Source organism: Kitasatospora sp. NPDC008115, assembly GCF_042957205.1.
Lineage (GTDB): Bacteria > Actinomycetota > Actinomycetes > Streptomycetales > Streptomycetaceae > Kitasatospora.
The window spans coordinates 83511-101001 of record NZ_JBIBHU010000032.1 but is presented as its reverse complement, the minus strand read 5'-3'; the positions used below and the strand labels follow the sequence as shown (position 1 = coordinate 101001).

Here is a 17491-nt window from a genome sequence, read left to right as displayed (position 1 = left end):
CACACCCGCGTTGAGCGGCACGGCAACCACCGGAATAGGGTGATCCCGCGCACTGCGTCCTCGCTAGTGTTATTTCAAAAGGAATCTCCAACCCCGAAACAAGTCCGAGGCCGGGGATGTCAACATATCTGGCGTTGACTTTTGGCACGCTGTTGAGTTCTCAAGGAACGGACGCTTCCTTCAGGCGGCTTTCACACCGGCCCTCCGGGCGCTTCGTTCTTTCGTGTTTCCAGATTACCAGATGTTTTCCGTGCCGTTCCCGGCGCTTCCTTCATCCAACTCGCTGGCGTCTTCTGCGGCTTGACGCCCCGTCCGACGTTTCAAACTCTAGCCGATCCCCGCTCCGAAAAGCGAATCCGGCCGCAATCCCCGAAAATGCACACGCAAAATAAACCCCGAGCGGGGCGGCGTTGTATTTCCAGAGATTGGCCGCTCCGGGACCGTCCGCGCAGATGCGTGTCCGGTGCTCCCTGTCGAGCGACTAGGGAACACTACGCCGGAACCACGCCGAAGGCAAACGTCGGGCAAACTCCCGGACACGCCGCAGGCCGGCCCGCGGGTACGCGGGCCGGCCTGGGTCGGGTTCCGGACTCAGCTGTTGGTCGGGAAGCCGAGGTTGATGCCGCCGTGCGACGGGTCCAGCCAGCGCTGGGTGACCGCCTTGCCGCGGGTGAAGAACTGAACGCCGTCCTGGCCGTACGCGTGGGCGTCGCCGAACAGCGAGGCCTTCCAGCCGCCGAAGGAGTAGTAGGCGACCGGGACCGGGATCGGCACGTTGATGCCGACCATGCCGACCTCGACCTCGTACTGGAAGCGCCGGGCCGCGCCGCCGTCGTTGGTGAAGATGGCGGTGCCGTTGCCGTACGGGTTGGCGTTGATGAGGGCGAGGCCCTCCTCGTAGGAGGCGACCCGCACCACGGAGAGGACCGGGCCGAAGATCTCGTCGGTGTAGACGGACATGCCGGGCTTCACGCGGTCGAAGAGCGTGGGGCCGAGCCAGAAGCCGTCCGCGGTGGGCGTGCCGTCGCGGTCCTCGGCGGTGACCGCGTGCTTGCGGCCGTCGACGGCCAGCTCGGCGCCGTCGGCGAGGCCGGACTCGACGTAGGAGGTGACCTTGTCGCGGTGCTGGCCGGTGACCAGCGGGCCCATCTCGGACTCGCCGTTGCAGCCGGGGCCGACGGTGAGGGTGGCCATCCGCTGCTTGATCTTCTCGACCAGTTCGTCGCCGATCGGGTCGACCGCGACCAGGACCGAGACGGCCATGCAGCGCTCGCCGGCCGCGCCGAAGCCGGCGTTGACGGCGGCGTCGGCGCTCAGGTCGAGGTCGGCGTCGGGCAGGACAAGCATGTGGTTCTTGGCGCCGCCGAGCGCCTGGACGCGCTTGCCGTAGCGGGTGCCGGTCTCGTAGACGTAGCGGGCGATCGGGGTCGAGCCGACGAAGCTGACCGACTTGATGTCGGGGTGCTCCAGCAGGCGGTCGACCGCGACCTTGTCGCCGTGCACGACGTTGAAGACGCCGTCGGGCAGACCGGCCTCCTTCCACAGCCCGGCGAGGAAGTCGGCGGCGGACGGGTCCTTCTCGGACGGCTTGACGACGACGGTGTTGCCCGCCGCGATGGCGATCGGGAAGAACCACATCGGCACCATGGCCGGGAAGTTGAACGGCGAGATGATCGCGACCGGGCCGAGCGGCTGGCGGATCGAGTAGACGTCGACGCCGGTCGACGCCTGCTCGGTGTAGCCGCCCTTGAGCAGCTGCGGGATGCCGCAGGCGTACTCGACGACCTCCAGGCCGCGGGCGATCTCGCCCAGTGCGTCCGAATGCACCTTGCCGTGCTCGGAGACGATGATCGACGCCAGCTCGTCCTTGCGCGCGTTGAGCAGCTCGCGGAAGGCGAAGAGGACCGTGGCGCGCTTGGCGACCGAGGTGGTGCGCCACTCGGCGAAGGCCGAGGCGGCGGCGGCGACCGCCTGGTCGACCTCCGCGACCTCCGCGAAGTCGACCTGGCCCGTGACCTGGCCGGTGGCCGGGTCGAAGATGTCACCGCGGCGGGGCGCGGCGCCGGCGGTGGCGACCGACCGGCCGCCGATCCAGTGGGTGATGTGCTTGCTCAAGGTCCGTCTGCCTCCGAAGTCCGGGCGGCCTGACGCCACCGGTCCCTGGTGTGGCGCCACCCGTACGGGACGGGCGGCGGGGTCACGGGGCTACCGCGCTCACCCGTCCAGTCTGCTGGCAGGACCCGACGGTCTCAACGAACAGGCTGACGGGGATCGGGGATTCAGCCTTACAGGTCGTCGGCCTCGGCCTCCTGGTCCTCCAGATAGGGGTCGTGCAGGCCGTCCTCCGCCTCCTGGGTCTCCAACAGGTCCAGCCGGAGGTCCTGGGCCCAGGCCAGTGCCCACCGCTTCAGGTCGTCGACCTCCTCCGCGGACAGGCCGCGGGCCCGGAACCGGCCGTCGGCGGCCTCGGCCAGCGTCTCCAGCCGTTCGGCGAGCGCGGTGGGCTGGAACTCGGCGTCCAGGCCGGTGGCCAGGGCGAGCAGTTCGCCCTCGCGGTAGCAGGCGGTGAGCGCGTGCGCGTCGATCAGGTCGCGCGGCAGGGCGCGGTCGACGAGCAGCGCGGTGGTGAGGGCTGCGGCGTCCTCCAGGGCGACCGCGTCCACCGCCGCCGGGGTGCCGTCCGGCCCGTCGAGGTCGATCCGGACCGGGCGGTGGCCCAGCGGCTCCTTGCGCAGCTCGACGGTGTGCGCCCGTCCGCCCAGGACGAGCCGGACCGAGAGCTGCTCCAGCCGGGGTGTGCCGGGACGCTCCGCGACGCCGCCGCCCGCCGCGCGGTAGGCGGCGGCCAGGTCGGCGGCGGCCCGGGGCAGGTCGGTGGCGCCGGCCGCCACGAGGGTGAGTCCGTCCTGGTCGCAGGCCGCGACGCCGTGGGCACGCAGCGCGTGCCCACCGGCGAGGACGAGCCCATGCCGCTCGCACGCGGGCCGGGCCAGTTCGACGAGGCGCAGCTGGGCCGGGCCCGGGTGGAGGGAGGGGCCGACGGCGTCCGGGACGGTGGTCACCCCTCCAGTCTGGCGCGCCGTCGGCGGCGGCGCGCCCGGCGGTCCGGCGCGGGCCGGACGGTCACCAGTCGCCGAGCGCGACGGCCGCCTCGTGCAGGGCGAGCTCCAGGAGGACCGGGTCGTTGAGCCGTCCGGTGCCGTCGGGCGGGACGAGCCAGCGCACGCCCCGGCCGCGGTGGCCGGGGTGGGGGACGACGATCCAGGTGCCCTCCCCCGCGCAGCGCACGCCGGTGCCGATCCATCGGGCGGCGGTGCCGGCCGGCACCAGGAAGCCGATGTACTCGTCGCCGAAGTCGGCGAGCACCGGCCCGCGGACGCCGGCGCCGAAGAGGTCGAGGGCCGGGCGGCCGAGCCGGCCGGGGACGGAGAGGACGTCCCAGTGCCGTCCGGCGGGGAGCAGCGCCAGACCGGCGCCGGTGTGTTCCCACTGCTCCCGGAAGGCCGCCGGGTCGGGTGCGGTGCGTGCCAGCCAGTCCAGTCCGGTGATCTCCATGTGCCGTCCCCGCTCTGCGCGTCGGTGCGTTCGGTGGCGGCGGGACACGCTGGGACCCGCCGTCACCAACGAGAGGCGGACGGCGGGTCTCTCTTACACGGTTCGCGTCTGTACGGCTCGCGTCTGCACGGCGCGCCTCTGCACGGCGCGCGCCGTCACCGCACCCGGGACCTCGGCGGCCGGGGTTCAGCTGTCGAAGCCGAGCCCCATCCGATCGAGGGTGCGCAGCCAGAGGTTGCGCCGCCCGCCGGTGCGGTCGGCGTGCTCCAGGGAGCGGGTGGTGATCCCGATGCCGGCCCAGCGGACCGGCTCGGGCGGGAACGGCAGCGGCTTGCGGCGGACCATCTCCAGTTCGGTGCGCTCGGTGCGCTCCCCCGCGAGCAGGTCGAGCATCACCTCGGCGCCGAACCGGGTGGCTCCGACGCCGAGGCCGGTGAAGCCGGCGGCGTACGCGACCCGGCCCCGGTGTGCGGTGTCGAAGAAGGCGGAGAACCTGCTGCAGGTGTCGATGGCACCGCCCCAGGCGTTGGTGAAGCGCAGGCCCTCCAGCTGGGGGAAGCACTGGAAGAAGTTCCGCGCCAGGGTGCGGAAGGTCTCCGGCCGCTGGTCGTACTCGTGCCGGACGTGTCCGCCGAAGCGGTAGACGGCGTCGTAGCCGCCCCAGAGGATCCGGTTGTCGGCGGAGAGCCGGAAGTAGTGGAACTTGTTGGCGCTGTCGCTGAGTCCCTGGCGGCCGTGCCAGCCGATGGCCGCGAGCTGTTCGGCGGTGAGCGGCTCGGTCATCAGCGCGTAGTCGTACACCGGGACGATGTACGGGCGGACCCGCTTGAGCAGGGACGGGAAGGCGTTGGTGCCGAGCGCGACCCTGCCGGCCAGGACCCGTCCGTAGGGGGTGCGCACGGCCATGCCGGGACCGTGCTCGCGCAGGGCGCTCGCCGAGGTGTGCTCGTAGATCCGCACGCCCTGGTCCAGGCAGGCCTGCTTGAGGCCCCAGGCCAGCTTGGCCGGGTGGACCATGGCGACGCCGTCCTTGTCCCAGACCCCGCCGAGGAAGGTCGGGGAGTCGACCTGGGCGCGCAGTTCGTCGCGGTCGAGCACGGTGACGTCCAGGCCGTAGCGGCCGACGGCCTCGGCCATCTCGTGCAGTTCGTCGAGCTGGTGCGGCTGGGTGGCGATGTCGATCTCGCCGGTCCGCTCCCACTCGGCGTCGATGCCGTGGCGCTCCAGGGCGGCCTCGATGCCGTCCAGGTTGGCGACGCCGAGGCGCTCCAGCTGCCCGAGTTCGGCGGGCCAGCGCTGCAGGCCGTTGCCGAAGCCGTGGGTGAGGCTGGCCGCGCAGAATCCGCCGTTGCGTCCGGACGCGGCCCAGCCCACTTCCTGGCCCTCGACCAGGACGACGTCCAGCGAGGGGTCGCGCTCCTTGGCGATCAGGGCGGTCCAGAGGCCGGAGTAGCCGCCGCCGACGACCAGCAGGTCGCAGCGGGTGTCGCCGACGAGGGTGGGCAGTGCCGCCGGCCGGCCCGGGTCCTCCAGCCAGAAAGGGGTGGGCCTGGCGTCACTGAGTGCGCGGGCGGAGTCCATGCATTATCAGCCACTTTCTGCACATTGGTGGTGTTCGGTCGGCCGCCTCCCGACGGTACGCCGGGCGGGCGGCCGGGTCGGTCAGGCGGTGGCCTTGCGGCGGTTCCCCAGCCACTGGCCGCCGATGGTGAGCGCGACGGCGGCGATGAACATCGCGGTGCCGATGACGTTCACCTGGACCGGGATGCCGCGCTGCGAGGCGCCCCAGACGAACATCGGGAAGGTGACCGTGGTCGGGCCGGAGTTGAACTGGGTGATGATGAAGTCGTCGAAGGAGAGCGCGAAGCTGAGCAGCGCGCCGGCCGCGATGCCGGGGGCGGCGAGCGGCAGGGTGACCCGCAGGAAGGTCTGGGCGGGGGTGGCGTAGAGGTCCTGGGCGGCCTGTTCGAGCCTCGGATCCATGCTCATCACGCGGGCCTTGACCGCCGTCACCACGAAGCTGAGGCAGAACATGATGTGCGCGATGAGGATCGTGGTGAAGCCGAACGGGATGCGCATGTTGAGAAAGAGGGTGCCCAGCGAGGCGGCCATCACGACCTCGGGCATCGCCATCGGCAGGAAGATCATCGCACTGGTGGCGGCCTTGCCGCGGAAGCGGTAGCGGGCCAGCGCGAAGGCGACCAGGGTGCCGAGGACGGTGGCGCCGATGGTGGCGGCGACCGCGATCCGCAGGCTGAGCGAGAGCGACTGGCACATGTCGGCCACGCCGCAGGGGTCGGTCCAGGCGTCGGTGGAGAACTCGTTCCACTCGTAGTTGAACTTGCCGACCGGCTTGTTGAACGAGAAGGCCAGCACGACGAGGTTGGGGAGCACCAGGTAGGCGAGGGCCAGCAGGCCGGCCAGCACCACCAGGTTGCGGCGGACCCAGGCGATCACTCGGGACATCAGACCAGTTCCTCCGTCCCGGCCTTGCGCATGTAGACCGTCACGATGCCCAGGATCAGGGCCATCAGGATGAAGCTCAGCGCGGCCGCGGTGGGGTAGTCGAGCACGTTCAGGAACTGCTTCTGGATGCCGTTGCCGACCATCTGCTCGCTCGGCGAGCCCAGCAGCTGGGCGTTGATGTAGTCGCCCGAGGCGGGGATGAAGGTGAGCAGGGTCCCGGCGACCACGCCGGGCAGCGAGATCGGGAAGGTCACCTTGCGGAAGGTGGTGAACGGGCGGGCGTAGAGGTCGCCGGCGGCCTCGTGCAGCCGCGGGTCGATCCGCTCCAGCGAGGTGTACAGCGGCAGGATCATGAACGGCAGGAAGTTGTAGGTGAGGCCGCAGACCACGGCGAGCGGGGTGGCGAGCACCCGGTCCCCCTCGGTGAGGCCGAGGGCGGCGGTGACGTCGAGGACGTGCAGGGCGTCCAGCGCACCGACCACCGGGCCGCCGTCCGAGAGGATGGTCTTCCAGGCGAGGGTGCGGATCAGGAAGCTGGTGAAGAACGGCGCGATGACCAGGATCAGCAGCACGTTGCGCCAGCGCCGGCTCACCTTGAAGGCGATGGTGTAGGCGAGCGGGTAGCCGATGGCGAGGCAGAGCACGGTCGCCGTGGCGGCGTAGCCGAACGAGCGGAGGAAGTGCCACTTGTACTCGGCCAGGGCGTCCCAGTAGGTGGCGACGTGCCAGGTGACGCGGAAGCCGTCCTCCAGCGAGCCGGTCTGCAGTGAGGTGGAGGCCTGGTAGACCATCGGCACCGCGAAGAAGACGACCAGCCAGGCGATGCCGGGCAGCAGCAGCCAGTACGGGGTGAGCCGGCGCCGGGGCTTGGGGGCGGCGCCGGGGAGGGGGACGACCTCGGGTGGCGCGGCCGGGGTGGTGGTGGTCATGCGGCGGCCTCCCCGGTGCCCGCGTCGATCGCCTGGGCGGCGTCCAGGGCGAAGGAGTGGGCCGGGTTCCAGTGCAGGACGACGGGGGCGCCGGGGACGATCCGGGCGTCGCGCTCCATGTTCTGCTCGAAGACGGTGACCTCCTGGCCGCCGTCGGTGCGGACCAGGTACTGGGTGGAGACGCCGATGAAGCTGGAGTCGAGGACGGTGCCGGCCAGCCGGTTGCGGCCGTCGGCGACCTCGGCGGAGCCGTGCTCGATGGTGATCTTCTCCGGCCGCACGCCCAGGTGGACCCGGGTGGCGCCGGTGGCGCAGCGGGCCTTGGGGACGGCGAGCCGGGCACCGGCGGCGGTGAGCAGCAGGTCCTCGCCGGCGGCGCCGGTGACCTCGGCGGCCAGCAGGTTGGACTGGCCGAGGAAGTTGGCCACGAAGGTGGTGGCGGGGTTCTCGTAGAGCTCGGCGGGGGCGCCGAGCTGCTCGACCCGGCCGCCGTTCATCACCGCGATGGTGTCGGCCATGGTCATGGCCTCCTCCTGGTCGTGGGTGACGTGCACGAAGGTGATGCCGACCTCGGTCTGGATGCGCTTGAGCTCCAGCTGCATCTGGCGGCGGAGCTTGAGGTCGAGGGCGCCGAGCGGCTCGTCGAGGAGCAGCACCTGGGGGTGGTTGATGAGCGCGCGGGCGACGGCGACGCGCTGCTGCTGGCCGCCGGAGAGCTGGTGCGGCTTGCGGCGGGCGTACTGGCCGAGTTCGACCAGGTCGAGCATGTCGTCGACCTGCTTCCTGACGTCCTTCCGGCCGCGGCGGCGCAGGCCGAAGGCGACGTTCTCGAAGATGTCGAGGTGCGGGAAGAGCGCGTAGCTCTGGAAGACGGTGTTCACCGGCCGCTTGTACGGGGGGAGCCGGGTGACGTCCTGGCCGCCGATCAGGACGGTGCCGGTGGTGGGCTCCTCCAGCCCGGCGATCATCCGCAAGGTGGTGGTCTTTCCGCAGCCCGAGGCGCCGAGCAGGGCGAAGAAGGAGCCCTGGGGGACGGTCAGGTCCAGCGGGTGGACGGCGGTGAAGGAGCCGTAGGTCTTGCCGATGCCGGTGAGGCGGACGTCGCCGCCGGCGGCCGCGGAGCTCTGCTGCTCTGTCATGGGTGGTGTCTCTCTGGTTTTCTCTGCCGTCGGTGGGGGTCAGGCGCCGATGAGCTTGGAGAACTTCTCCTCAAAGTCGCTCTCCTCGGCCTCGGTGAGGGTCCGGAAGACGTGCGCCTTGGCCGCCATCTCGGGGGTGGGGACGACCAGCGGGTTGGCCGCGCTGTCCGGGGCGATGGCGGCCAGTTCCTCCGGCATGCCGCTGACGGCGGAGACGAAGCCGATGCCCGCGGTCAGCTGCGCCGCGATCTTCGGCTGATAGTAGAAGTCGATCAGCTTCTCGGCGTTCGCCTTGTGCTGGGCCTTGGCCGGGACCAGCAGGTTGTCGGTGCTGCTCACGAAGCCCTTCTCGGGAATGACGAACTCGATGTCGGGGTTGTCGGCGCGCAGCTGGATCAGGTCGCCGCCCCAGGCGACGCAGGCGGCGATGTCGCCGGAGGAGAGCTCCTGGCCGTAGTCGTTGCCGGTGAAGCGGCGGATCTGCTTGTTGTCGACGGCCTTCTGCAGCCGGGCGACGGCGGCCGCGTAGTCGTCGGCGGTGAACTTCGCCGGGTCCTTGCCCATGTCCAGCAGGGTGATGCCGATGCTGTCGCGCATCTCGGAGAGGAAGGTCACCCGTCCCTTGAGGTCGGGGTCCTCCAGCAGCTGGGCGACGCTGGTGACCTCCTTCCCCTTGGTGGCCTTCCTGTTGTAGGCGACGACCACCTGGATGCCGGCCCACGGGTAGCTGTAGAGCCGGCCCGGGTCCCAGTCCGGGGCGCGGAAGCGGGAGTCGATGGTGGTGATGGCGGTGGTGACGTTGGCCGGGGTGAGTTTCTGCGCCCAGCCGAGGCGGATCATCCGGGCGGCCATCCAGTCGGTGAGCACCATCAGGTCGCGGCCGGTGTCCTGGCCGGCCGCGAGCTGAGGCTTGACCTTGCCGAAGAACTCGACGTTGTCGTTGACGTCCTCGGTGTACCTGACCTTGATGCCGGTGGCGGCCGTGAAGGCCTCCAGGGTGCCGTGCTTCTCCTTGTCGTTCTCGTCGGCGTCGATGTAGAGCGGCCAGTTGGAGAAGTTGACCTCCCGCTCGCTCTCCGAGAGGTCCTTGGCGGCGTTCGCGGTGGAGTCGCCGGTCCCGTTGGCGTTCCTGGCCGGCGGGATGCCGCAGGCGGCCAGTGAGCCCGCGCCGGCGGTGAGGGCGGCGGCGCGCAGCACGGTGCGCCGGCTGAGGGCGGCCCGGCCACTGGTCAGACTGCGTTCCCAGGCCTTTCGGACCGGTTCCGACAGTCCGTCGGTGAGCTCGTTGAACGCCATGGGACGGGCCTCCTGGGGGGCGAAGGGGGTGTGGGGGTCCACCCGGTCCGGTTATCTGTCTCCGAAGACGGTGCGGTGCCAGTCCTTGCGGGCGACTGCGGTGGTGTCGAACATGACGTGCTTGACCTGGGTGTACTCGTCCAGCGAGTACTGCGACATGTCCTTGCCGTAGCCGGAGGACTTGTAGCCGCCGTGCGGCATCTCGCTGATGATCGGGATGTGGTCGTTGACCCAGACGCAGCCCGCCGCGATCTCCCGGGTGGCGCGCAGCGAGCGGTGCACATTGCCGGTCCAGGCCGAGGCGGCCAGGCCGTAGGGGGTGTCGTTGGCCAGCCGCAGGCCCTCGTCGTCGCTGTCGAAGGGCAGCACGACCAGGACCGGGCCGAAGATCTCGCCCTGGACGACCTCGCTGTCCTGGGCGGCGCCGGTGATCAGGGTGGGGCGGTAGTAGGCGCCGCGGGTGAGGTCGGTGCCGTCGTGGCCCTTCCCGGAAGCGCCGCCGCCGGTGACCACGGTCGCGTAGCCGCGGGCGCGCTCGACGAAGCCGGCCACCCGGTCGCGGTGGGTGAAGGAGACCAGCGGGCCGAGGTCGGTCCGCGGGTCGAGCGGGTCGCCCAGCCGGATCGCGCCGTACAGCTCGGCCACCCCGGCCACGAAGGCGTCGTAGAGCGGCCGCTGGACGTAGGCGCGGGTGGCGGCGGTGCAGTCCTGGCCGCCGTTGATCAGCGAGGCGGCGACCGCACCGTGCACGGCGGCGTCCAGGTCGGCGTCGTCGAAGACCACGAACGGGGCCTTGCCGCCGAGTTCCAGGTGGGTGCGCTTGACGGTCGCGGTGGCGAGTTCGGCGACCCGCTTGCCGACCGCGGTGGAGCCGGTGAAGGAGACCATCGCGACGTCCGGGTGCGAGACCAGGTGCTCCCCGGCGGTCCGCCCGTCGCCGGTCACGACGTTGACCACGCCGTCCGGGATGCCGGCCAGGGTGCAGGCCCGGGCGAACATCAGCGAGGTCAGCGGGGTCAGCTCGGCCGGCTTGAGGACGATGGTGTTGCCGGCCGCGATGGCCGGGAGGATCTTCCAGGCGGCCATCTGCAGCGGGTAGTTCCAGGGCGAGACGGACCCTACGACGCCGATCGCCTCGCGCCGCACGTAGGAGGTGTGGTCGCCGGAGTACTCGCCCGCCGCCTTGCCCTCCAGGTTGCGGGCGGCCCCGGCGAAGAAGGCGGCGTTGTCGATGGTGCCGGGGACGTCGAACTCGGTGGAGAGCTTGACCGGCTTGCCGGTCTGCGCGGTCTCGACCCGGGCGAGGTCGGCGGCCGCTCCGGTGAGGACGCCGGCCAGCCGGGTCAGCGCCTCGGAACGGGCGCCGGGAGTGGCGCCGGCCCACTCGGGCAGGGCGGCCCGGGCGGCGGCCACGGCCTCGTCGACCTGGTCGGTGGAGGCCAGGGTGACCTCCTCGACGACGCTGCCGTAGGCCGGGTTGACGACCTGGAAGGGAGCGCCGCTCCCCCGGCTCCACCGGCCCGCGATGTACTGCGCGCCCGCGCCGAAGTCGGTCAGGTCCATGTCTTCCTCCAAGTCCCGGTGGTTCGTGTGCCGCACGGACGGCCGCGCCGGCCCCGCCATGCTGCACGTGCCGGCGGGCCGAGGGCCGCACCGGCGCCGTCCGCGGCCGCCCGGGCGTACGGGCCGGGCGCGGGGCGCCGGACGCGGTACGGGGCGTCCGGCCGGTTGATCACCGGTGACGTCCGGGGTCTCGCCACTGCCGACCCGCTGACCATGCCCGTTGCCGCCGGGGCGTGACAAGGGCCACTGCGACAATCTCGGCGTGAAGCGCCTTACAGGGTGCAAGGCGTCGGCCAGGGCAACAGGTCGTCGCCGCGATGGATGATTTCCTTGACACTCTGAACCCTGGAGGCCGCGATGCTCCCCACCGTCGCCCGTGTGCTCGACCTGGAGGTGATGCGCCGCGGCCTGCCCCAGGTGGTGGCCGGCGGCGATCACCTGGAACGCCCGGTCCGCTGGGTGCACGTCAGCGAGCTGCCCGACGTCGCGGGCATGCTGCAGGGCGGCGAACTGGTGCTGAGCACCGGCATCGCGCTCCCCGAGGACCGCGAGGGCCTGGCCCGGTACGTGCGCGAACTCGCCGACATCGGGGCGGCCGGGCTGGTCATCGAGTTCGGCCGGCGCTACTTCGACACCCTGCCGCGCGCCCTGGTGCACGCCGCCGAGCAGCGCGGCCTGCCGCTGATCGCGCTCCGCCGCGAGCTGCGCTTCGTCGCCGTCACCGAGGCGGTGCACGCCCTGGTGGTCAACGCCCAGCTGGAACAGCTGCGCACCTCCGAGGCGATCCACCAGGTCTTCAACGAGCTGGTCGTGGAGGGCGCCGAACCGGCCGAGGTGGTCCGCCAGGTGGCCCGCCTCGCCGGCGCCCCGGTCGTCCTGGAGAACCTCGCCCACCAGGTGCTCGCCCACGACCCCGCCGGGCGGCCCGAGACGGAGCTGCTGGAGGACTGGGAGCGCCGCTCGCGCGGGGTCCGCCCGCCCGGGCGCACCGGCCACGACCCGCGCAGCGGCTGGCTGGTCACCACGGTCGGCGCCCGCGGCCAGGACTGGGGGCGGCTGGTCCTGGTGCAGGAGCCGGGGCAGTTGCCGGAGGGAGGCCCGCACCCGTTCACCATGCTGCTGGAGCGCGGCGCCTCCGCGCTGGCGCTCAACCGGCTGGTGGTCCGCGACCGGGAGAGCCTGGAGCGCCAGACCCACCGCACCCTGCTCTCCGGCATCCTCACCCACGCGCTGACCGTCTCCGAGGTGGCGCTGCGCGCCCAGGCGCTCGGCGTCCCGCTGGAGGGCAGGCGGCTGGTCGGCGCGGTGCTGCGCCAGCGGCGCGGCCCGATCCCCGCCGCGCTGGAGGCGCAGGCCCGGCTGCGCGACTTCACCGAGCTGGCCGCGAGCGCCGTGCGCGCCTGCCGGCTCTCCGCGCTGGTCGGCGCGCTGGACGACGACGGCGTCGGCGTGCTGATCGCGCTCGGCCCCCAGCAGGACGAGCACGCCGCGCTGGACGCCTTCGCCGCGGCGCTGCGCCGGCTGGCCGCCGAGGCGGCCAGGGACCCGGCCGCGCCGGCGCCGGTGGTCGCGGTCGGCTCCTCGGTGGGCTCGGTCCGCGACGCCCGGCGCACCCTGCTGGAGGCCACCCAGGTCGCCGACGCCGCGCTGCACGACGTGCCCGGCGGCCGGACGGCGTCGTACTACCGGCTGCCCGACGTGCGGCTGCGCGGTCTGCTGCACCTGCTGCGCGACGACGCCCGGCTGCAGACCTACGTCGAACGGGAGCTGGGCCCGCTGCTCGCCTTCGACGCCGAGCACAACGGCCAGCTGGTGCAGATGCTGCGGATCTACCTGGAGCAGGGGCGCAACAAGTCGGCCGCCGCGGACGCCGCGCACCTGTCCCGGCCGTCCTTCTACGACCGGCTGCACAAGGTCGAGCGGATCCTCGGGGTCGACCTCGACCAGGTGGAGTCCTGCCTCTCGCTGCACGTCGCCCTGCTCGCGCTGGACGCCGTGCGCCGCTAGCCGACGGCCGGTCGCGGGTCAGACGCCGGTGATGCGGGTCCACACCTTGTGCAGGCCGGGCCGCTCGGCGGAGGTGACGTCGCGCATGGTGCGCAGCCGACCGCGCATCTCCTCGGTCGGGAAGACCAGCGGGTGCTCCGCCAGCTCGGCCTTCTCCCGGTCCCCGCCGGCCGCCAGTACCTCGCGGGCGGCCGGCACCGGGCAGATGTACTGCACGGCGGTGGCCAGCTCGGCGGCCACCTCGGGCCGGTAGTAGTGGTCGATCAGCAGCTCGGCGTTGCGCTTGTGCGCGGCCCGGTTGGGGATCAGCAGGCTCTCGGCCCAGAGCTCGCCGCCCTCCTCGGGCACCACGAAGGCGATGTCCGGGTTCTCGGCCGTCAGCTGGACGGCGTCGCCCGAGTACGCCTGGCAGGCCAGCGCGGCGCCGGAGGCCAGGTCACCGGTGTAGTCGTTGCCGGTGAACCGGCGGACGTGCCGGCCGTCGACCATCCGCTGCACCAGGTCCATCGCCCGGTGCGCGTCGTCCTCGGTGAAGGCCGTGATGTCGGCGCCCTGCGAGAGCATCAGCAGGCCGAGCGCCTCGTCCAGTCCGGCGAACAGGGTGACCCGGCCCTTCAGGTCGGGTGCCCAGAGGTCGGAGACGGACTTCAGCTCGCGGCCGAGCTCCCTGCGGTTGTAGGCGATGCCGGTGATCCCGGACTGCCAGGGCACGCTGTGCCGGCGCCCCGGGTCGACCGCCGGGTCGGCGAGCTGGGGGTCGAGCTGCGCGGTGACGTTGGGCAGGTTGGCCCGGTCCATGGCCTGCACCCAGCCGAGCGCGATGTACCGGCCGACCATCCAGTCGCTGACCACCATGAGGTCGCGCCCGGGGTCGGTGCCCTGGGTGAGCACCGGCCCCATCTTGCCGAAGAACTCGTCGTTGTCGTTGATGTCCTCGGTGTAGGTGACCTTGATCCCGGTCCGCTCGGTGAAGTCGTCCAGGGTGGGGCGCCCGCCGTCGTCGTCGGTGTCGATGTACTGGGTCCAGTTGGAGAAGCCCAGCCGCTTCTCGCCCTCCGAGCGGTCGGGGGCGGAGCGGCGGTCCTCGTCGACGTAGGCGGACGGGATGCCGCAGCCGGTCAGGGCGGCGGTCCCGAACAGTCCGGCGGTGGCGCCGAGCACCCGGCGGCGGCTCGGCCGGCGGGCCCCGTTCGGGCGGCGGGTCTGGATGGTGCTGGGCATGCTGGGGCCTCCGGGGCGTGGAACGGCCCCGGGCGCACGGGGGGAGCGCCCGGGGCCGTCCTGTCGGGGTGTCAGACGGTGTGCGCGTCGGTGAGCGACAGCACCTCGTCGAGGACGGCGAGGCCGGTCTTCGCCTCCTCCTCGGTGACGGTGCACGGCGGGACGACGTGGAAGCGGTTCATGTTGACGAACGGCCACAGCCCGCGCTGCTTGCAGGCGGCGGCCAGCTCGGCCATCGGCGCGTTGGCGGCACCGGCCGCGTTGTACGGCACCAGCGGCTCGCGGGTGGCACGGTCGCGGACCAGGTCGAGCGCCCAGAAGACGCCGAGCCCGCGCACCTCGCCGACGGACGGGTGGCGCTCGGCCAGTTCGCGCAGGCCGGGGCCGAGCACGGTCTCGCCGATGTGCCTGGCGTTCTCGACGATGCCCTCCTCGGCCATCGTGTTGATGGTCGCCACCGCGGAGGCGCAGGCCAGCGGGTGGCCGGAGTAGGTGAGGCCGCCGGGGAAGGGCCGCTCCGCGAAGGTGGCGGCGATCTCGGCGCTGATCGCCACACCGCCGAGCGGGACGTAGCCGGAGTTGACGCCCTTGGCGAAGGTGAGCAGGTCGGGGGTGACGCCCCAGTGGTCGGCGGCGAACCACTCGCCGGTGCGGCCGAAGCCGGCCATCACCTCGTCGAGGATGAAGACGATGCCGTGGCGGTCGCAGATCTCCCGCACGCCGGCCAGGTAGCCGGGCGGCGGGACGAGGATGCCCGCGGTGCCGACCACGGTCTCCAGGATGATCGCCGCGACGGTGCCGGGGCCCTCGAAGGCGAGCACCTGCTCCAGGTGGGCCAGCGCGCGCTCGCACTCCTGCGCCTCGTTCTCGGCGTGGAAGTTGGAGCGGTACGGGTAGGGGCCCCAGAAGTGCACGATGCCGGAGACGCCGGTCTCGTTGGCCCAGCGGCGCGGGTCGCCGGTCAGGGCGATCGCGTTGGCGGTGGCGCCGTGGTACGAGCGGTAGGTGGAGAGCACCTTCTGCCGGCCGGTGTGCAGCCGGGCCAGCCGGATGGCGTTCTCGTTGGCCTCGGCGCCGCCGTTGGTGAAGAAGATCTTGTCGAGGTCGCCCGGGGTGCGCTCGGCGATCAGCCGGGCGGCCTCGCTGCGCGACTCGACCGCGAAGCCGGGGGCGATGGTGCAGAGCTTCGCCGCCTGCTCCTGGATCGCCGCGACCACCTTCGGGTGCTGGTGGCCGATGTTGGTGTTGACCAACTGGGAGGAGAAGTCGAGGTAGCGGTTGCCGTCGTAGTCCCAGAAGTACGAGCCCTCGGCGCCGGCCACCGCGAGGGGGTCGATCAGCGCCTGGGCGGACCACGAGTGGAAGACGTGCGCGCGGTCGGCGGCCTTGACGGCCTGGCCGGCGGCTGAGTCAGCGGTGGGGATGCTCATGCGGCAAGGCTAGGGACTCCTCCGGCCGAAATGGAGGTCCATCCTGTCAGCCGGTCACGCCAACGGCCGACAGGGTGCAAAGACACGGGCCCGGGCCCTTGCAGGCCCGGGCCCATGGCCCGATCAAGCGATCAGCAGCTCATCAGATCGCGGTCATGACGTGCTTGACCCGGGTGTAGTCCTCGAAGCCGTAGGACGACAGGTCCTTGCCGTAGCCGGACTTCTTGAAGCCGCCGTGCGGCATCTCGGCGACCAGCGGGATGTGGGTGTTGATCCAGACGCAGCCGAAGTCCAGGCGGCGCGACATCCGCATGGCACGGGCGTGGTCCTTGGTCCACACCGAGGAGGCCAGCGCGAACTCGACGCCGTTGGCGTAGCCGACGGCCTGGTCCTCGTCGGTGAACCGCTGGACGGTGATGACCGGGCCGAAGACCTCGTTCTGGACGATCTCGTCGTCCTGGCGCAGGCCGGAGACGACGGTCGGGGCGTAGAAGAAGCCCTTGTCGCCGACCCGGTGGCCGCCGGCCTCGACCTTGGCGTGCTCCGGCAGGCGCTCGATGAAGCCGGAGACCTGCTTCAGCTGGTTGGCGTTGTTCAGCGGGCCGTAGAGCACGTCCTCGTCGTCCACGCCACCGGTCCTGGTCTCGGCGGCGGCCTTGGCCAGCGCCTCGACGAAGGCGTCGTGGATCGACTCGTGCACCAGCACGCGGGTGGCGGCGGTGCAGTCCTGGCCGGCGTTGAAGAAGCCCGCGACCGAGATGCCCTCGACGGCCTCGGCGATGTCGGCGTCCTCGAAAACCACGACCGGGGCCTTGCCGCCCAGCTCCAGGTGGACGCGCTTGACGTCCTTGGAGGCGGACTCGGCGACCTGGATGCCGGCGCGCACCGAGCCGGTGATGGAGGCCATCGCCGGGGTGCTGTGCTCGACCATCAGGCGGCCGGTCTCGCGGTCGCCGCAGATCACGTTGAAGACGCCGGTCGGCAGCTCCAGCTCGTTGAGCACGCCGCCGATGATCTCGGCCAGCAGCACGGTGGAGGCCGGGGTGGTGTCGGAGGGCTTCAGCACCACGGTGTTGCCGGCGGCGATGGCCGGGGCGAACTTCCAGACCGCCATCATCATCGGGTAGTTCCACGGCGCGACCTGGGCGCAGACGCCGACCGGCTCGCGGCGGACGATCGAGGTCATGCCGTCCATGTACTCACCGGCGGCCTTGCCCTCCAGCAGGCGGGCGGCACCGGCGAAGAACCGGATCTGGTCGACCATCGGGCCGATCTCCTCGGAGAGGGTCAGCGCCCGCGGCTTGCCGGTGTTGCGACACTCGGCGTCCACCAGCTCGTCGGCGCGGGCCTCGACCGCGTCGGCGACCTTGAGCAGAACCTTCTGCCGGGTGCTCGGGGTGGTGTCCCGCCAGATCGGGAACGCGGCCGCGGCGGCGTCCATGGCGGCGTCCACGTCGGAGGCGCCGGACAGCGGGGACGTCGCGTAGACCTCGCCGGTGGTGGGGTCGACGATGTCGAGCGTGCGGCCGTCGGCCGCATCGACGAACTCACCGTTGATGTAGTTGCGCAGCGTGCGAAGGTCGCTCACGGGTCTCTCCTCGGTCTCGGCCTGCGGCGTTGCAGAATCCGGCGCCATGGTACGTCGACCGGACCGGCCGACGAAGGGCGCCGAGTGGCCGCGCCGCAAGTGCCGCGGTCCACTGGTTCGGCGGAATGCGCGCGGCGCTGCGGGGCCGCGCGCGTACCGCAGCCAGGGTAGCCCGACCACTGCTGGTATCGACAGGCTCGCAGCTCCGAGACGATGAAATCCGCATGCGTTTTCCAAGATCACGACGAAATCAGCAGATGCCGCGCTTGCGAACACGGGACCGATCGGGCACAGTGG

At 71.8% G+C, this 17491-nt stretch carries 13 protein-coding genes; 1 reads left to right on the top strand and 12 read right to left on the bottom strand.

The window, feature by feature from the left end; translation table 11 throughout:
• Positions 1–591: 591 nt before the first annotated feature.
• The 9 genes from ACFZBX_RS31730 to ACFZBX_RS31690 form a co-directional block, all read right to left on the bottom strand.
• Entirely contained in the window at positions 592–2115 is a 1524-nt protein-coding gene (locus tag ACFZBX_RS31730; RefSeq protein WP_391537246.1) for a CoA-acylating methylmalonate-semialdehyde dehydrogenase, read from the bottom strand.
• Between the two features lie 170 nt (positions 2116–2285).
• Entirely contained in the window at positions 2286–3062 is a 777-nt protein-coding gene (locus ACFZBX_RS31725; protein ID WP_391537245.1) for a hypothetical protein, read from the bottom strand.
• Positions 3063–3123: 61 nt separating this feature from the next.
• Positions 3124–3555 carry a hypothetical protein gene (locus ACFZBX_RS31720; protein WP_391537244.1) on the bottom strand — a complete coding sequence of 144 codons (432 nt, stop codon included), beginning with the start codon at positions 3553–3555 and terminating at the stop codon, positions 3124–3126.
• 186 nt (positions 3556–3741) lie between these two features.
• Positions 3742–5136 (bottom strand): NAD(P)/FAD-dependent oxidoreductase, encoded by a 1395-nt coding sequence (locus ACFZBX_RS31715; RefSeq protein WP_391537243.1) that lies wholly within the window; start codon positions 5134–5136, stop codon positions 3742–3744.
• Between the two features lie 81 nt (positions 5137–5217).
• Positions 5218–6021, bottom strand: a complete 804-nt coding sequence (locus ACFZBX_RS31710) for an ABC transporter permease (protein WP_391537242.1) — start codon at positions 6019–6021, stop codon at positions 5218–5220.
• Positions 6021–6950: an ABC transporter permease gene (locus ACFZBX_RS31705; protein ID WP_391537241.1), complete on the bottom strand. Its 930-nt coding sequence runs from the start codon at positions 6948–6950 to the stop codon at positions 6021–6023. Before ACFZBX_RS31705 ends, ACFZBX_RS31710 begins: the two co-directional genes overlap by 1 nt.
• On the bottom strand, positions 6947–8089 hold the full coding sequence (locus tag ACFZBX_RS31700) for an ABC transporter ATP-binding protein (protein WP_391537240.1): 1143 nt from the start codon (positions 8087–8089) through the stop codon (positions 6947–6949). The genes ACFZBX_RS31705 and ACFZBX_RS31700 overlap by 4 nt, the downstream gene beginning before the upstream one ends.
• 39 nt (positions 8090–8128) lie before the next feature.
• Positions 8129–9385, bottom strand: a complete 1257-nt coding sequence (locus tag ACFZBX_RS31695; RefSeq protein WP_391537239.1) for a spermidine/putrescine ABC transporter substrate-binding protein — start codon at positions 9383–9385, stop codon at positions 8129–8131.
• A 51-nt stretch (positions 9386–9436) separates the two neighbouring features.
• The gene (locus tag ACFZBX_RS31690; RefSeq protein ID WP_391537238.1) at positions 9437–10948 is read right to left on the bottom strand and encodes a gamma-aminobutyraldehyde dehydrogenase; all 1512 of its coding nucleotides are present in this window, start codon (positions 10946–10948) and stop codon (positions 9437–9439) included.
• A gap of 357 nt (positions 10949–11305) precedes the next feature.
• On the opposite strand from ACFZBX_RS31690, the gene ACFZBX_RS31685 reads away from it, so the two are divergent.
• On the top strand, positions 11306–12955 hold the full coding sequence (locus tag ACFZBX_RS31685; RefSeq protein ID WP_391537237.1) for a PucR family transcriptional regulator: 1650 nt from the start codon (positions 11306–11308) through the stop codon (positions 12953–12955).
• Positions 12956–12973: 18 nt separating this feature from the next.
• Here the strand turns inward: ACFZBX_RS31685 and ACFZBX_RS31680 are convergent, their stop codons facing one another.
• The 3 genes from ACFZBX_RS31680 to ACFZBX_RS31670 all read right to left on the bottom strand — a co-directional run bounded on the left by ACFZBX_RS31680 (position 12974) and on the right by ACFZBX_RS31670 (position 17242).
• Entirely contained in the window at positions 12974–14176 is a 1203-nt protein-coding gene (locus ACFZBX_RS31680; RefSeq protein WP_391537236.1) for a spermidine/putrescine ABC transporter substrate-binding protein, read from the bottom strand.
• Positions 14177–14247: 71 nt separating this feature from the next.
• Positions 14248–15606, bottom strand: a complete 1359-nt coding sequence (locus ACFZBX_RS31675; protein ID WP_391537235.1) for an aspartate aminotransferase family protein — start codon at positions 15604–15606, stop codon at positions 14248–14250.
• Between the two features lie 142 nt (positions 15607–15748).
• Positions 15749–17242 (bottom strand): gamma-aminobutyraldehyde dehydrogenase, encoded by a 1494-nt coding sequence (locus ACFZBX_RS31670; RefSeq protein ID WP_391537234.1) that lies wholly within the window; start codon positions 17240–17242, stop codon positions 15749–15751.
• Between the last annotated feature and the right edge of the window lie 249 nt (positions 17243–17491).

Excerpts from the sequence above, each read along its gene's own strand:
- ACFZBX_RS31720 (WP_391537244.1), bottom strand. The coding sequence starts at position 3,555 with ATGGAGATCACCGGACTGGACTGGCTGGCACGCACCGCACCCGACCCG.
- ACFZBX_RS31715 (WP_391537243.1), bottom strand. The coding sequence starts at position 5,136 with ATGGACTCCGCCCGCGCACTCAGTGACGCCAGGCCCACCCCTTTCTGG.
- ACFZBX_RS31710 (WP_391537242.1), bottom strand. The coding sequence starts at position 6,021 with ATGTCCCGAGTGATCGCCTGGGTCCGCCGCAACCTGGTGGTGCTGGCC.
- ACFZBX_RS31705 (WP_391537241.1), bottom strand. The coding sequence starts at position 6,950 with ATGACCACCACCACCCCGGCCGCGCCACCCGAGGTCGTCCCCCTCCCC.
- ACFZBX_RS31700 (WP_391537240.1), bottom strand. The coding sequence starts at position 8,089 with ATGACAGAGCAGCAGAGCTCCGCGGCCGCCGGCGGCGACGTCCGCCTC.
- ACFZBX_RS31695 (WP_391537239.1), bottom strand. The coding sequence starts at position 9,385 with ATGGCGTTCAACGAGCTCACCGACGGACTGTCGGAACCGGTCCGAAAG.
- ACFZBX_RS31690 (WP_391537238.1), bottom strand. The coding sequence starts at position 10,948 with ATGGACCTGACCGACTTCGGCGCGGGCGCGCAGTACATCGCGGGCCGG.
- ACFZBX_RS31685 (WP_391537237.1), top strand. The coding sequence starts at position 11,306 with ATGCTCCCCACCGTCGCCCGTGTGCTCGACCTGGAGGTGATGCGCCGC.
- ACFZBX_RS31680 (WP_391537236.1), bottom strand. The coding sequence starts at position 14,176 with ATGCCCAGCACCATCCAGACCCGCCGCCCGAACGGGGCCCGCCGGCCG.
- ACFZBX_RS31675 (WP_391537235.1), bottom strand. The coding sequence starts at position 15,606 with ATGAGCATCCCCACCGCTGACTCAGCCGCCGGCCAGGCCGTCAAGGCC.
- ACFZBX_RS31670 (WP_391537234.1), bottom strand. The coding sequence starts at position 17,242 with ATGGCGCCGGATTCTGCAACGCCGCAGGCCGAGACCGAGGAGAGACCC.